The sequence below is a fragment of the Actinoplanes sp. NPDC051411 genome, from assembly GCF_040682075.1.
Lineage (GTDB): Bacteria > Actinomycetota > Actinomycetes > Mycobacteriales > Micromonosporaceae > Actinoplanes.
Map to the genome: position 1 here is coordinate 62,657 of NZ_JBFBAD010000019.1, position 14,798 is coordinate 77,454.

Sequence of the window (14,798 nt, forward strand, 5' to 3'; positions counted from 1 at the left end):
CGATTGTTAACAATCTCGCTAGCATCCGAAACACGGCTGTAAATCGGCCGTAGTGTGCTCACCGCAGCGACATGCCGGAGGCTGTCCATGTATGAGTTCCTACGTCCCCGAAAACTTCTCCGAGGACACGGCCTGCTCCTCGCCGCCATCATGGTGGCGACCTTTGCCGCCGCGGCAGGCACGCCCGGCGTGGCGTCCGCGCGCGGCGGCGGGAAGCCCGTCGCGGTCGACGCCGACGGCCTGCGCGAGCTGCCGGCGGTCGCCCCGGTCATCGACTGCGGCGCGGTGACCGGCCTCGACCTGCGAATGCGGCAGCGCGAACATCAGCTACACCCAGGCGACGGGCTGCACCCCGGTGACCGGCGGCCAGATCGCGAGCGCCACCACGGACATGGGCCACCAGGGCCAGACCGACGGCTCCTGGGCGGCGGACAACCCGCAGGCCATCATCGACTTCGCGTACCGGGCCGAGCACGTCACCGCCCAGACCGCCAAGGCGATCATCGCGAAGTTCTACGGAAAGCGTCCCGCCTACTCCTACTTCGACGGCTGCTCCGACGGCGGCCGCGAGGCGCTCATGGAGGCCCAGCGCTACCCCGGCGACTTCGACGGGATCGCGGCCGGTGCGCCCGCCCAGGACATGGACGTACAGAACATCTTCCACCATGCCTGGAACGTGCTGACCAACGTGGATGGCACCGGCCGGTACATCCTGCTCGCCGACAAGCTGCCGCTGATCCACCAGGCGGTGCTGGCCGCCTCGACCTGCCTGACCACCGCCGAGGCCGGCGTCGTCCGGCGGCTGCACAACGGGGCCGTCACGGCCGACGGGAAGCGGCTCGAACCGGCGGTCTCCCACGAGTGGGGCTCCGAGCTCGACTGGACGCTGTTCATCCCCTCCTCCAGCTACCTCTCCGCCCTCGACCCCGACCTGAGCCGGTTCCAGCGCGACGGCGGCAAGCTGGTGCTCTGGCACGGCTGGGGTGACCAGCACATCTCCCCGCAGGGCACGATCGAGTACTACGACGCCGTACAGAAAACCCTGGGTGCGAAAACCACCGACAGCTTCGCGAAATTCTTCCTCTTCCCGGGGGTCGCGCACTGCGGCGGCGGTACGGGCCCGAACGTCTTCGACGTGCTCACCCCGGTGATGGCGTGGACGGAGAGCGGCCGGACGCCGACCAGGATCGTCGCCTCGCTGACCGACTCCGCCGGCGCGGTCACCCGCACCCGGCCGGTCTACCCGTTCCCCGCGGTCGCCCGCTACGACGGCACCGGCAGCATCGACAGCGCGTCGAACTTCGTCTCCTACACCCCGCGCCACCCGGTCCAGGACGACTTCAACTGGCTGGGCGCGCGCCTGTTCTCCAGCGACTACCAGGTGCGGGCCGAGGCGGTCGGCCCGAAGCTGGTTCTCAAGCCATCGACGACCTGGCTTACCCGCAAGGCCGGCTAGCACACACCCCCACAGAGAGAAGCAACCATGAGCCATAACGTCGCGGCCTCGGGCAGCAGGACGTCGGTCCTGCCCCGGCTCGCTACCGGCACGTTGATCGCCGCCGTCGCGGCCTGTTTCGTCGCCCAGCTCGGGGTCAGCATCCCGGCGACCACCCAGGGCTACATCAACCAGGATCTGCACACCACGTCCACGACGCTGACCTGGGTTTCCGATGCGTTCATGGTTCCGGTCACCGTGCTGGAGCTGAGCTTCGGCGTCGTCGGTGACCTGTTCGGGCGCAAGCGCCTGCTCGCCATCGGCGCCGCGCTGATGGCGCTCGGCGGCCTGCTCGCCTTCCTCACCCCCGAGGGGCACGGCGCCGGGCTGCTGCTGACCGGCCAGGTCGTCTCCGGCATCGGCGCCGCGGCGCTGTTCCCGACCTCGATCGCGATGCTCGCCGCCGGCACCCACACCGTGAACGACCGGGCACGGGCCCTCTCGATCTGGGCGGCCGCGCTCACGACCGGCGGGTTCGGCTCGCCGCTGCTCGGTGGTGTGCTGTCCAAGGTGCACCACTCCGGCGGCGAGTACGCCAGCTGGCGGTGGGCGTTCCTCGCCGTGGCCGTGATCGCCGTCGTCAGCATCGTCATCACGCTGGTGGCGGCGGAGAACTCCTCTTCTCCGGCCGGCCGTTCGCTCGACTGGCCCGGCCAGCTCGCGATCGCGGTGGCGCTGTTCGCGTTGATCTACTCCGTCGTCCAGGGCGCCGAGGACGGCTGGGGCAGCGGCATCGTCATCGCCGGATTCGTGGTCTTCGCGGTGTTCCTGGCCCTGTTCGTGGTGATCGAGCGGCGCGTCGACAAGCCACTCATCCAGCTCGACCTGTTCAGCAACCGGATGTTCACGGTCTCGGCCGTGGTGACCGTGCTGGGGATGTTCGCCTACCTCGGCACGGCCTACGGCACCAGCATCCGGCTGTCGGCGATCCAGAACTACACGCCGCTCAGGACCTCCGTCGGCTTCGTGCTGCTCAACATCATGGGCGTGATCCTGTTCCCGGTGAGCACGAAGATGCTGCAGAAGTTCAATCCGGGCTGGGTGCTGGCGGCCGGCATGGGGCTGATCGGCATCGGTGACGTCTGGCTGGCCGCGATCCCCGCAACCCACCTCGGCCTGACCGCGGTCGCCGTCCCGCTGCTCGTCGTCGGTGCCGGCTTCAAGACCGCTGTCACCGCGATCACGGTCGTCGCCGTCAACAGCGTGCCGACCTCCAAGGCGGGCATGGCCAGTGGTGCGACCAGCATGGTGCGCGACTTCGGCCTGACCCTCGGCCCGGCGATCGTCGCGGCCATCGCGCTCACCAGTGCGGCCAACGCGATCAGCGCCAAGGTCGCCGGGTCACCGGGCCTTCAGCAGTCCGTCGCCGCCTTCAACTCCTCGGGCACGGTGCCGCCCGAGCTCAAGGGTGCGGTGAACTCCGGGCCCCTGGGTGCGAACGCGATCCCGAATCCACCGAACCCGCTCAAGGACGTCGCGTTCCACGCGTTGTCGCACGGGTACGGCCTCGCCTATCTCGTCTGTGGCATCTCGGCCCTGCTCGCCGCGGCGATCGCCGCGCTGATGCTCGGCGGCCGCGCCTACACGCACGCGTTCATCGACGTCCCCGACGAAACCGTCCCCCGGTAGGCCGCGGCGTCGAGGAGACGAAGTGACTGAACAGATCCTGGGACTCTCGTCGATGGCGACGAAAGGCCTGCTGACCGATCTGAGCGAGGCGTGGCTACGACAGTCATCGCGGCCGGTGCACTTCGATTCCGCCGGCGGAGTCGAAGTTGCCCGGCGCATCCGGGCCGGGGTCCGGGCGGACGTCGCGGTGCTCAGCAGCGAACAGATGGCCGGCCTCGACGCGGACGGCTTGTTCGAGGACGGAACGCTGAGGCCGTTGTTCGTCTCCGACGTAGTCGCCGCCGTTCCCGAGAACGCGGCACCGGTGACCTTCTCGACCGACGCGGACGTGAAGGCGGCGGTTACCGGTGCCGGCCGGATCGCGTACTCCACCGGCCCGAGCGGCAAGGCACTGATCGACCTCCTCGAGCGCTGGGAACTCCTCGAGGCGGTTCAACCCCGATTGGTGCAGGCCCGATCAGGAATACCCGTCGGAACCTTGCTGACCGGCGGCGAAGCGGACCTCGGATTCCAGCAGGGCAGCGAGTTGTCGGATCTCGCCGGGATACGAATACTCGGTCCGCTCCCGGGCGCGGCGGCAATTCGCTCGACATTCAGCGGGGCGGTCCTGGCCCGGTCGGCAAACAAGGCATCAGCACGGAAAGTGCTCCAGTTCCTCACCTCGGAGGAGGCTCAGAGGTACGTCATAGCCGCCGGCATGACGGTCGCCTGACCCGAGCCTTCGAGGCGCACCTGGTTACTCACCGTTTCGCGGGTTGTGCGCACCGATGGCGGTGAACACGGTGGCTACGAGGGCGAGTACGCCGTATCCGACGGCGATCTGCGGGAGCGAGAAGATGGTGGAGAGTTGGCCGGCGATGAGGGCGGGGATCGTCGCGCCGCTGTAGCTCAGGAGGTAGATGACGCTGAAGATCGGTGCCCGGTCGGCCAGGGTGTTGCCCTGCAGGAGCCCGCGGGTGGCGGCGCTGAGGGCGATGCCCTGAGAGGCGCCCGCGACGATGGTCGCGGCGATGAACAGCGCCAGCGTGCCGGTCGCGATCGCGGTGACGATGCCGGTCATTCCGATCAGGAAGCCGGTCATGCCGACGCGCTGGGCGGTCGCGGGTGCGAACAGGCCGCCGAGGGGAGCGCCGAGGACGCTCGGACCCATGTAGGCGGCGAACACGAGCCCGATGATGAGCGGGCTGCCGGTGTGCAGTTGATCCTCGACCAGGGCGGGCACGAATGCCTGGTAGAAGGCGCCGGCCGCCCAGGTGGCCAGGAACACCGCCGCCGCGACCGGGAGCAGTCCTCTGACCCGTGCCGGCACGTAGACGCGGGGGCGCAGCGATCGCCGGGCACCGGGCTTGCGGGTCACGGTCTCCGGGCTGAGGGCAAGGAGAGCGACGGACAGGAGCAGGAGGCCGATGACAACCAGGAAGATGAGTTCGCGTGGCCGAGGACCGAACTGGACCAGGGCGCCGGAGGCCGGAGCGCCGACGGCGAGGCCGAGCATGACCGTCTGACTGGAAGCCACCGAGGCCAACCAGGCCGGCCTGGCCGGTGCCGCGTCGACGACGTAGCTGGTGAGGCTGCTACTCGCCAGGCCGGCGCCCAGGCCCATCAGCGACCGGCCGGCGATCAGGATGCCGATGCCGTGCACGTTCACCAGCAGCACACAGCCCAGCAGAATCAGGACCAGGCTGGCGATCGAGGTGGGGCGCCGGCCCAGATGACCGGACAGGCGCCCCAGCACCAACAGCGTGGCGAGAGTGGCGACGGAGTAGGCGACGACGGTCATCGAGATGTCGGCGTTGGTGAACCCTTCCTCCGCCCGGTAGATGTTGAACAGCGGGATGGTCGAGCCCACCGCCACAAACACGGCCGCCAGGGAGAACACCGCGGATATGAAGGCCAGCCGGAGTGTTCTGCCCCGGCCGGTCACGTTGGTCACTGGTGCCGTGTTGAGCATCGAGCTGCGCCTTCCTGTTGTCCTCTGCACGGATGTCGCTTCGCTCGATCGGTGTCAGGCGCCCGGAGCGATCGCACAGGCCGAGACACAGAACCAGGTGCCTTCACGCTTCTGGTACACGTCCGTGTACAGGGGCTTCCTGCTCCGTGCCGTCCGCGATCATGGTGTAGGTGGCGCGGCCGTGGATCAGGGCGACGTCGCCGAGGATGCGGATCCTGGACTCGCGCAGCGCGAGATCCTTGAAGGGCCGGGGCTTGGCGATGTATTCGAGGTACTCCTCGCGGTTACGGGTGACGCCCGGCGTCTGGACGATGAAGTCCTCAGCGAGCAGTTCGCTGAAGCGCTTGGCGTCGCTGGCCTGGTCCGCGTCGTTGTAGTCGACGTTGAGCTGTTCGAGGACCGCAAGGTCTTCGGCCGACTGTTTGATGTCGCTCATGTCTCCTGGCCCTTCTGTCTGATGGTGAACATGTGTGTTCAACGGCTATGCCCATGCCTGGCCGCGAGGACTATATCGTCCTTTGTTAAGAGCGAGCATAGGAGAGCTGCCGGTGCGCTGAGCAGCTATGTTGATCACGGCTTCGGGCGCCCTGTCGAGCATACATGGACTATATCGTCCACCTAAGGTATCGTCTCGGCCGGCCGCGCGCTCAGGCTCGTGGTCCGGTGTGCGGGACACGAGTTTCTCCGATCCCGCGAGATCGATCACTGAAGATGGGAGCGAGCGTTGGCATTTGCTAATCGTGGTTTCTCCGGACACCGGCGTAAGCCGGACGACCGGCTCCCGCCAGGGCAGACTCTGGTGCAAGGGTGGCCTGTCCTGTCCGCAGGTCCCACACCCCAGGTCGACACCGGCACGTGGGAGTTCGTCATCCGCGACGGGAGCGGCACCGAGCACCGCTGGAGCTGGGAACAGCTCCTCGCACTCGGCGTCGAGGACGTCAGGGTCGACATTCACTGCGTCACCCACTGGTCGAAGCTCGACATGCCCTGGCGCGGTGTCAGCCTCGACAAGCTCTTCGAGAACGTCGAGACCGGTTTCGACTACGTGATGGCGCATTCGTACGGTGGATACACCAGCAACGTTCCCCGTGAGGACCTCCTCGATGGCAAGGCGTGGATCGCGATCGAGGCGGACGGAGCGCCGCTCGAACCCGAGCATGGTGGTCCGGCCCGCCTGCTGGTCCCGCACCTCTACTTCTGGAAGAGCGCGAAGTGGATCCGCGGGCTGACGCTGATGCCGTCCAACGAGCCGGGGTTCTGGGAGCAGAACGGCTACCACATCTACGGTGATCCGTGGAAGGAAGAGCGCTACGGGTGAGTGCCCGGCCCTCCCCACCGCTGCGTGTCCTATAGGTCCTCCTATAGATCCTCCTATAGATCCTCCTATAGATCCACGTCTATTGACCGGTCTCCGGCGGCGGCCTACGTTGGGCGAGTCGCCAGAGGCTCGTTGCCACCGTCGCTTCCCCTGTCGCAGATCTGTCGGAGGGCCGACCAGATGATCCGACCCGGACCCGCCTCCGCGCTCGCGTGCATCAGCGTGGTCGCGCTGCTGACCCCGATGACGGCGGGGAGCTCCGCCGGAGCTCATCCCTCCGGTCGGGATTGTCGGGACCACAGCGCGGCGCTGTCGGTGGAGGAGAGTCGCCTCACCTTCACCCTTCCGGACAACGACGACCCGGCGGTGCCGCAGAGCGAACCGTTCGCCCAGCAGATGATCGAGGGGGCCGGCTTCCAGGACTTCACGCCGGCACTGGTGGCGCAACTGTGCCGGGCCGGTTCGCTGGGCGCGGCAGAGAAGATCGTGTCCGCCGACGCCGGCCGGCTCTGGAACATGGCGGTCGATCGCGCTCAGCGGCGGGTGCGGGTCCGGGGCGACCTGCCGTACAGCGACGACCGGCCGCTCTACTGGACCCGGGTCCAGGCGACGGCGGCGATCCGGCAGTGGACGCCCCGGTTCCCGCTCTTCTCGGGGCAACGGCTGGAGCTGATCGAGAAGTTCGACCGGACGTCGCGCGGGATGTCGGATATCGACTTCCCCGGGGGAACCGGTGTCAAGCGGGTCATCGTCAGCGGGTTCGACCCGTACACGCTGGACGGGGGGCCGGCCGGGACGGCCCCGGGCGCGGCCGGCAACAACATTCGGCACGGCAACCCTTCCGGTGCCGCGGCACTGTCCCTGGACGGCACGCACTACCGCACCGCGGACGGCCGGACGGCCTACGTGGAGGCGTACACGCTGCCGGTGAGCTATCCGGAGTTCCGCCGCGGATATCTGGAGGACACCGTCGGGCCGTTCATGCGGCCCGGTCCACGGCAGGTCGACGCCTCGATCACGGTCAGCCAGGCCGTGGACTCGGTGTTCAACCTCGAGCAGTGGAACGCGCGCTACCACGGCGTCTCGGTGGGGAACGACCGGTTCCGGCCCTGCCCGGCGGTCGGCGACGTGCCCCAGCTGGCCGTGAACAATCCCGAGTGCGACATCACGGTGGTGGACCGCTGGGGCGGTCCGTCCACTTTGGACCTGCGTGACCCGCCGCAGTGGACGGCCAGCACCCTGCCGGTCGCCGCGATGATCGCGGCGCGGACCGGCGCGAGCGTGCCGCGTCCACCGGGCGACGCATGGCCCGACGAGTCCGTCGCGTTCGGCGTGGTGTGGCACACGAACTACACCGAGTTCCCCGACTGCACGTCGACCACCCGGGTGACGCGCAACGACCCGCCGCCGGTGCAGTACCCGCCGGTGACGCCGCCGGCCCCGCCCGACCCGCAGTCGTGTTCCTACAGCGGCGGCGGCGGCAACTACCTCTCCAACGAGAGCGCCTACCGCAACACGCTGCTGCGCGACCGGACGGGCCGCACCATTCCGGCCGGCCACATCCACACCCCGGACATGCAGCACTTCGAGACCGACTACCTTCCCAGCGACGCGACGTTCGACGCTTGGCGCCTGGCGATCACGCAGCAGACCCGCAACCTCGTCCACGTCGTCGCCGACGCGGCCTGAGCTTCGGTGTCCGGTCCCGCGGTCAACTGAGGACACTGGTGGTGCCGGGCCGCTCGGCGTGCAGGTCGGCTCGGGCCGTCTCCGGCGCGAACCAGAGAGCCACCAGGGTGATCAGCAGCGCGACCAGAACATAGCCGGACACGGCGAACGCGCTGCCGGTCGCCTGCACCAGCTTGATCGCGATGATCGGCGCGAGGGCCCCGCCGAGGATGCCGGCGATCTGATAGCCCATCGAGGCGCCGGAGTAGCGCAGGCGGGTGCTGAACAGCTCGACGATGAACGCGGCCTGCGGCCCGTACATCGCGGCGTGAGTGGCCAGAGCGACGACGGTGGCCAGCACGATCATCGTACGGTTCATGGTGGCCAGCAGCGGGAAGAACGCGAACGCCCAGGCGGCCGCGGTCGCCGCGCCGATGGCGTACACCGGCCGCCGGCCGACCCGGTCGGACAGCGCGCCGAACGCCGGAATGAGGGCGACCTGGAACGCCGAGCCGATCAGGACCGCCGCCAGTCCGACGCTGCGCGGCAGTCCCAGCGTGCCGGTGACATAGGTGAGCACGTACAGCGAGTACGTGTAGAAGGCCACGTCGGTGCCGATCCGGCCGGCCATCGCGACCAGCAACCCGCGGGGATGGCGGCGCAGTACCTCGGCCAGCGGAGTCTTCGCCTTGACGCCGGACTCCTCCATCTCGGCGAACAACGGCGACTCGCTGATCGTCAGGCGGATCCACAGGCCGACCGCCACCAGGATGCCGGAGAGCAGGAACGGCACCCGCCAGCCCCAGGACAGGAACGCGGCGTCCGACAACAAGCCGTTGAGTATCCAGAGCACGGCCGCGGCGAGCAGGTTCCCGGCCGGCACGCCGACCTGGGGCCAGCTGGCGTTGAGGCCACGCCGCTCCGCGCCGCCGTGCTCCACCGCCATGATCACGGCGCCGCCCCATTCCCCGCCCAGTCCCAGGCCCTGAACGAAGCGCAACACCACCAACAGAACCGGCGCGGCCACCCCGATCGCGGCGTAGGTGGGCACCAGCCCGATCGCGAACGTGGCCGCTCCCATCAGCAGCAGGGTGACCACCAGGACGTTACGGCGGCCGATCCGGTCACCGAAGTGACCGAAGATCATCCCACCCACCGGGCGAGCGACGAACCCCACGGCGTACGTGGCGAAGGCCAGCAGGGTGCCGGTCAGCGACTCGAAGTGCGGGAAGAACAGCTTGCCGAACACGAGCGCCGCGGCCGAGCCGTACAGGAAGAAGTCGTACCACTCCAAAGAGGTCCCGATCAGACTCGCGATGATCACCCGGCGGGGTGAGGACCGGGGGGACGGGTGCTCGGCTGCCGACATGGCCACCTCCAGCGAGGACCCGGCGGGCCGCGACGCGCCGCGGCCCGCTGTGGGCATGGAGTACCCGTTCGGTCGATCCGTACGCCGATGTCGCCGGAAGCGACCGGCTGCCGACCGCGTCGAAGCTAGGTGCGCGGAAGCGGGTGGACGCTGTCCGCGTCGCCGACCGGAGCGGGTGGCTCGGCGCCGATTGCCGCCGGCACGAGGACGGTCAGCTCGAATCGGCTTCCGGTGGGTCGCGCGACGAGGCGGCCGCCCATCGCCGCGACCCGGGCGGTGAGATTGCGCAGACCTTGTCCGCCGTCGGGCCGGCGCGTGCGGACGTTCGAAGTGTTCTCGACGCCGTCGTTGGTGACCGTCAGCCGCATTCCCTCCGCGTCCGTGCTCAGACGGATCTCGCAGCGAGTAGCCCGCGCGTGGCGCAACACGTTGGTGACCGCCTCGCGCAGCACTGTGGCCGCCACCGCGCCGGTCTGCCGCGGCAGGACCCGGACGTCCTCATCCACCGCCTGGATCTCGACGTCGACACCGGTCGAGGCCAGCAGTTCACGAGCGGCCGCCAATTCGCGGAGCAGCGACAGGTCCGGGCCGCCGGAGGTGACCTTCCGTACGTCGGAGCCGGTCCGCGCCGCCAGCTCGATCAGGGCGTCGATCTCGGAACGGGCACGGGCGTCATCGAGACCGATCAGGCGGCCGGCCAGATCGCATTTGAGCGCCACCGCGGCAAGTCCGAGGCCGAGCAGATCGTGGCTGTCCTGGGCGACCCGCAGCCGTTCCCGGTCGGCGGCGGCGTCGGCCAGGTTCCGGCGGGTCGTCTCCACCTCCTCGGCGAGGTCGGTCAGGCGGGACAGCCCGTACACGGCCAGACCGGTCGGCGCGGCCACCGCGGTGATGTAGACCGAGCCGGCAAGGTCGGCCGGGTACAGCAGCAGCCAATGGACCCCCACGCTCGCCGCGACGACGGTGAAGGTCAGCCATGCCCACCAGCCGGCCAGCAGGAGCAGCGCTGATCCCGCCGGGAAGGCCGCCATTCCGATCGCGGAGACCCGCGCATCGCCCAGCGTGGCCGCGACCAGGACGACCAGGAGCAACATCTGGAGGGTCAGCGTCCATTGCCAGGCGCGGGGACGGGCGTCCGCCCGGCCCCCGAGGGAGTGATACAGCTGCAGCAGCACGATCGCGACCACGGCGATCACACCGACCGACCGGGCGCCCGCGGTGACAGCGGCGTCGACGACGATCGCCACGTGGTGCCCGCCGAGCGCGACGAGGTCCGCCACCAGCACCAGAAGGGCCAGCCGCGGCGCCACGGTGCGGCCCCGGAAGCGCGGCGGGGACCGGCCGATGTCCCGCCGTTCCTCGGCGACCACCTGCCGCACCTGTTCAGCGGCCTGCCGTACCACCCGGGCCGCCTCGGCAAGGCGCGCACGGGCCTGTCCGGCAGCGGCGGACACCTCGTCGCGGGCCGACGCGGCGCGGGTGGTGACCGACTCCAGGCGATCGCCGATCGCCGCGCGGAGGCGGACCCCGGCTCGTAGTCGCTCCTGGGCGACAGCCAGGTCCATGAGTTCGGTCCGGGCCGTGCCCAGGTTGACGACGAGGTCGGACAACCGGACCAGCCCGTAGAGCGGCAGGCCCATATCCAGCGGCACGACGAAGACGAACGAATAGAACTGCAGTCCGCCGGTCGGATAGACGCCGAACACCCCGATGCGCAGAACCGCCTCGCCCGCGACGACGGCGGCGAACAGCGGCCACGACACCCGCGCCGGCAGCGTCAGCAACAGCAGGCCGCCGAGCAGGCCGGACAGGCCCAGGGCCCACTTCTGGCCGAACAGGACGAACGGCAGACAGGTCAAAACCGCCTGAACGCTCAGCAGCCACCACACGTGCCGGGCCCAGATCGCCCGGCCCCACGGAACGGTGTACAGCAGTGGCAGCACGAACAAGGCCACGACCATGGCCGCGCCGGCGTTACCGATGCCCAGTTCGTACGCGACGCCGACCCTGGGCGGAAGCATCAGGCACAGGAATGCCACCGGGAACGCCCAGGCAAACCGTGCCGCCACCGCCACGCGCCCATCATCGTTGTCCGCGACATTCACGGCAACCAGGTGAGCGAGCGGCAGCTACGGCGCGCGGGAGCTCGTGCCCGGAGTGTGCCTGGCTGGTCAGGGACCGGCCAGGCACACAACCGCAGTGATCAGTAGATGGTCACGCCGTAGGCGTTGGCCGCTTCGCGGACGGGCTGGAAGTATGTGATGCCGCCGGTCGTGCAGTCGCCGCTGCCGCCGGAGGTGAGGCCGAGAGCCTTGCTGCCGTCGTAGAGCGGGCCACCCGAGTCGCCGTGCTCGGCGCAGACGTTCGTCTGGATCAGGCCGCTGACGGTTCCGCCCGGGCTCCCGCTGTAGCGGACCGTGGCGTTGAGCGCGGTCACGGTGCCGCTGTGGGTGCCGCTGGTCGAGCCGGTGCGGGTGACCCGCTCACCGACGACCGGGTCCGCCACGGTGAAGCCGCCCGGGTGGCTCAGCGAGGTGTTGGAGTAGCGGACCAGCGCGTAGTCGTTGCCCGGGAAGCTGTAGGAGACGTTCGAGCCGATCAGCGTGGTGTGGCTGGAGTTGCTGTACCACGTGCTGGCCACAGCGCCGCAGTGCCCGGCGGTCAGGAAGTAGTAGGTGCTGCCACTGACCACGTTGAAGCCGAGCGAGCAGCGGTACTGGCCGCCGTAGATGGCGGCGCCGGCGGACAGCAGCGGCGTGAACACGCCGGCCGTGCGGTCGATGCGGACGGCGCCCGCGTCGGTGCCCGCGGCGCGCCGGAGCTTCGCGATCTCGGCGTTCGAGACGCTGCTGTCGGCGGTGACGACCACGCGGTGGGAGACGGCGTCGGTGTACCACGAGATGCCGTCGACGCCGGACTGTTGTACCGCGCTGGTGGCGGCGGCGAGTGAACTGGCGCTGTACGCCTGCGGTGCCGCGTTCGCGACCGTCGGCAGGAAGAACAGGCTGAGGGCGGTGGCGCCGATGCCGGCGAGTAGCCGACCGAGCCCGCCGCGCATGTGGATGGGGATGGTCCTCACTGGCTCCTCCTCGGGAGTCGACGGGGCCGGGGGTGGGTCCCGTCCACGAAACCAGTGGGCCCGCAAGGGCCCGTGTCTGACCACCAAGTATCTAAAGCCATCGATCGAACCGCAACCGCTTCGGCCCCGGACGTGTCGACTTGGCATAGGCGCAGATCGCCCGCTACCCGCGCGGTCCGGCGAGACGCTCGCGGCCGGCGGGGTGGTCGTACCCCGCGTGGCCGGGGCCCGTCGCCGTCGATCCGTGGGAAACCGGGCTACTGCGTTATCCCCACCAACGCAGTTGTCCGGATTCGACAATCATCGGTTCGAAACAGAACTGACACCGCCCTCTAATTGAGCTGTTCGCCGCTCTGTCCAGCCCCCGGACGTAGAAAAGAATGTCTGACAGGGATGCGCCACAACTTAGGCACTCGTGGTTCGCTTCGGGCTCGGCAAGGATCTCCAGAACTTCCGCCAGTCCGACATCGGCAATTTCGTATCTCGGTATGTATAAGAGGTCTTCGACGTTGGTGAATTCGATGATCTTTCGGGCTCCGTCCGGCGGCAATCGTCGAGGCCGGGGGGATCTGCCTAGCATGACATCGGGTTGCACGCGGCTGGAGCGTGAATCCCGTATGACCTGGTTCACGAGCTCAGTGAGGTCATGAGAAAACTTGACCTGAGAAGACCTCGAGAACACTCCCTTTCTGAATGAAATCAGGCCGCGAGCCGCTCGAAGGTTCACCAGCTGCCGATCGTATGCGGATATTCGGGGCACCATCGGCTGGAGGCCCTTCGGGGTGTTTTGAAACAGGTAGAAGCCCAGCAGTGGAGTCATATCGGGGCCGAGCCCTGTGTGAATGGGCAGGTCCCGCAGTAAGCGACTGAAATATGGGAGGTCGGAGGCGGCGCAGAGCAGTAGAGTGCTCTTCAATTTGTCCAACCTGCGTAAGTACACGATCTCGCGCAGCAGCCCCGGCCCAGTGACAGGCTCCTTGACCGGTGACGAATAGAAGTCCTCGAAGTCGCCCGCTTTCGGTGCTCGCAAAGAAGGGAACTTTCTTCGCTTGGGCGCCATGTAGAGGAGGACGCAGCTCGCCTTGCTTATCTGCAGGTTCACTTCACGACGCCACTGATCGTCGCTGCACACTATGTATTCGATATGCTGGTGGATCGTGTTGTCATCGCTGACGTGAGCGCGCGTCCATTGCCGCAAACGAGCCTCGTCCTCTGCCGGTCCCACGATAACGAGCTTGCCTGGATTCGCCACTGCCAGAGCGAGGCTGACCACTAGCCGGTGATCAGGCCGACTCCGGAAAGTTCTCAGGTAGAGAATGCGATTCTGCTGCTTTGCGGCCATGGGATGTTCGGTCTCTTCCGGGTCCGGCCTGTTATGCAAGGCGACTTGTTACTCGCGCGGTGGTCGCATGTACTGCGGACTGTCCAGCAGTACGCCTCCGACGAGCACCTTCGGGTGGGTCCGCAGCAGCTCGGGTAGAACGTCGGTGCCGAAGCGGGCGAGGTCGTAGAGGCACAGCAGCATCTGTGGATAGCGTGGGGCGAGATGGTTCACCTCGGCCTCGTAGTCGAAGAGCCGGTCGGTGCCGGCCGGATGCGAGACGGCCCAGCCCATGTCGCCGGCGGCGCGGACCCGGTCGTATCCGTCGGGTGAGTTGACCGCGGAGTCCAGGGTTTGGTCGAGGTAGTCGATCACCTCGGCGGGGCGGAACGCGCCGGACGACAGGTAGACGTCGGTCGAGCGGCGCACTTCGAGCTGGCATGGTGCGGTGTCGTCGTCGGTGGGGGAGCCGTGGTCGAGCAGGCAGAGACACTTGTCGCCGGCGCGGAGCCCGGCACCGATGAAGGCTTGCACAGTGGCCTGTAACTCGGCGGGCCCGGTGATGAGCGCACAGGCGTGGTCGCCTGGTCGCAGGCCCGGGTCAGGTAGCCCGGCCTGGTGGCGCGGTTGGGGGCCGAGTGTGCGGTCGGTGTCCAATATCGCCAGCACCTGAGCCGGCAGGCCGATCGGGTTGACGACGCGGAATCGGCAGCCGTATGCGACGGCGAGCTGGGCGGTTGCCAGAAGAATATCGACGACGGCCGAATCGATGAGGGTGACCAGGCCGAGGTCAAGTTCGACCGCCCGCAGGCCGCTGGTGACGGCGGTGCGTAGCTTCGCGGTCAGGTCCGCGCGGTCGGCGGCGTCGAACTCGCCGACCGCCAGCAGTCTCAACGTGTTGTCGCGGGGGGCACCGTCGAGAGCGCCGATCCATCCGCGTCGTTCATGGTCCGCGACCATGCTCTGTC

General features: G+C 68.5%; 13 protein-coding genes. 5 read left to right on the forward strand and 8 right to left on the reverse strand.

The annotated features are described in order from the left end of the window. Positions 1–99: 99 nt before the first annotated feature. Positions 100–324, reverse strand: a complete 225-nt coding sequence (locus AB0M88_RS13365; RefSeq protein WP_364100181.1) for a hypothetical protein — start codon at positions 322–324, stop codon at positions 100–102. Positions 325–355: 31 nt separating this feature from the next. Here AB0M88_RS13365 and AB0M88_RS13370 point away from each other — a divergent pair, with 31 nt between their 5' ends. From AB0M88_RS13370 to AB0M88_RS13380, 3 genes are read left to right on the forward strand one after another with little or no spacing between them, the layout of a single operon-like run. Next, entirely contained in the window at positions 356–1,456 is a 1,101-nt protein-coding gene (locus AB0M88_RS13370) for a tannase/feruloyl esterase family alpha/beta hydrolase (RefSeq protein WP_364100184.1), read from the forward strand. A gap of 27 nt (positions 1,457–1,483) precedes the next feature. Further along, positions 1,484–3,124 carry an MFS transporter gene (locus tag AB0M88_RS13375; protein WP_364100187.1) on the forward strand — a complete coding sequence of 547 codons (1,641 nt, stop codon included), beginning with the start codon at positions 1,484–1,486 and terminating at the stop codon, positions 3,122–3,124. Between the two features lie 22 nt (positions 3,125–3,146). After that, positions 3,147–3,836: a substrate-binding domain-containing protein gene (locus AB0M88_RS13380; RefSeq protein ID WP_364100190.1), complete on the forward strand. Its 690-nt coding sequence runs from the start codon at positions 3,147–3,149 to the stop codon at positions 3,834–3,836. A gap of 24 nt (positions 3,837–3,860) precedes the next feature. Here the strand turns inward: AB0M88_RS13380 and AB0M88_RS13385 are convergent, their stop codons facing one another. Next, on the reverse strand, positions 3,861–5,075 hold the full coding sequence (locus AB0M88_RS13385) for an MFS transporter (RefSeq protein WP_364100193.1): 1,215 nt from the start codon (positions 5,073–5,075) through the stop codon (positions 3,861–3,863). Between the two features lie 103 nt (positions 5,076–5,178). Then, on the reverse strand, positions 5,179–5,511 hold the full coding sequence (locus AB0M88_RS13390; protein ID WP_364100196.1) for a nuclear transport factor 2 family protein: 333 nt from the start codon (positions 5,509–5,511) through the stop codon (positions 5,179–5,181). 288 nt (positions 5,512–5,799) lie between these two features. On the opposite strand from AB0M88_RS13390, the gene AB0M88_RS13395 reads away from it, so the two are divergent. Further along, complete coding sequence (locus AB0M88_RS13395; RefSeq protein ID WP_364100199.1) at positions 5,800–6,393, forward strand: molybdopterin-dependent oxidoreductase; 594 nt, start codon at positions 5,800–5,802, stop codon at positions 6,391–6,393. A 315-nt stretch (positions 6,394–6,708) separates the two neighbouring features. Beyond that, positions 6,709–8,082: a hypothetical protein gene (locus AB0M88_RS13400; RefSeq protein WP_364100202.1), complete on the forward strand. Its 1,374-nt coding sequence runs from the start codon at positions 6,709–6,711 to the stop codon at positions 8,080–8,082. A gap of 22 nt (positions 8,083–8,104) precedes the next feature. Here AB0M88_RS13400 and AB0M88_RS13405 read toward each other — a convergent pair whose 3' ends face one another. The 5 genes from AB0M88_RS13405 to AB0M88_RS13425 all read right to left on the reverse strand — a co-directional run bounded on the left by AB0M88_RS13405 (position 8,105) and on the right by AB0M88_RS13425 (position 14,790). Then, the gene (locus tag AB0M88_RS13405) at positions 8,105–9,430 is read right to left on the reverse strand and encodes an MFS transporter (protein ID WP_364100205.1); all 1,326 of its coding nucleotides are present in this window, start codon (positions 9,428–9,430) and stop codon (positions 8,105–8,107) included. 125 nt (positions 9,431–9,555) lie between these two features. Then, positions 9,556–11,505, reverse strand: a complete 1,950-nt coding sequence (locus AB0M88_RS13410; RefSeq protein ID WP_364100207.1) for a histidine kinase — start codon at positions 11,503–11,505, stop codon at positions 9,556–9,558. A gap of 128 nt (positions 11,506–11,633) precedes the next feature. Continuing rightward, positions 11,634–12,509: a S1 family peptidase gene (locus tag AB0M88_RS13415; RefSeq protein ID WP_364100210.1), complete on the reverse strand. Its 876-nt coding sequence runs from the start codon at positions 12,507–12,509 to the stop codon at positions 11,634–11,636. Positions 12,510–12,774: 265 nt separating this feature from the next. After that, positions 12,775–13,851, reverse strand: coding sequence for a hypothetical protein (locus AB0M88_RS13420; protein ID WP_364100213.1), 1,077 nt, complete (start codon positions 13,849–13,851; stop codon positions 12,775–12,777). A gap of 48 nt (positions 13,852–13,899) precedes the next feature. Continuing rightward, complete coding sequence (locus AB0M88_RS13425) at positions 13,900–14,790, reverse strand: MEDS domain-containing protein (protein ID WP_364100216.1); 891 nt, start codon at positions 14,788–14,790, stop codon at positions 13,900–13,902. Positions 14,791–14,798 lie beyond the last annotated feature (8 nt).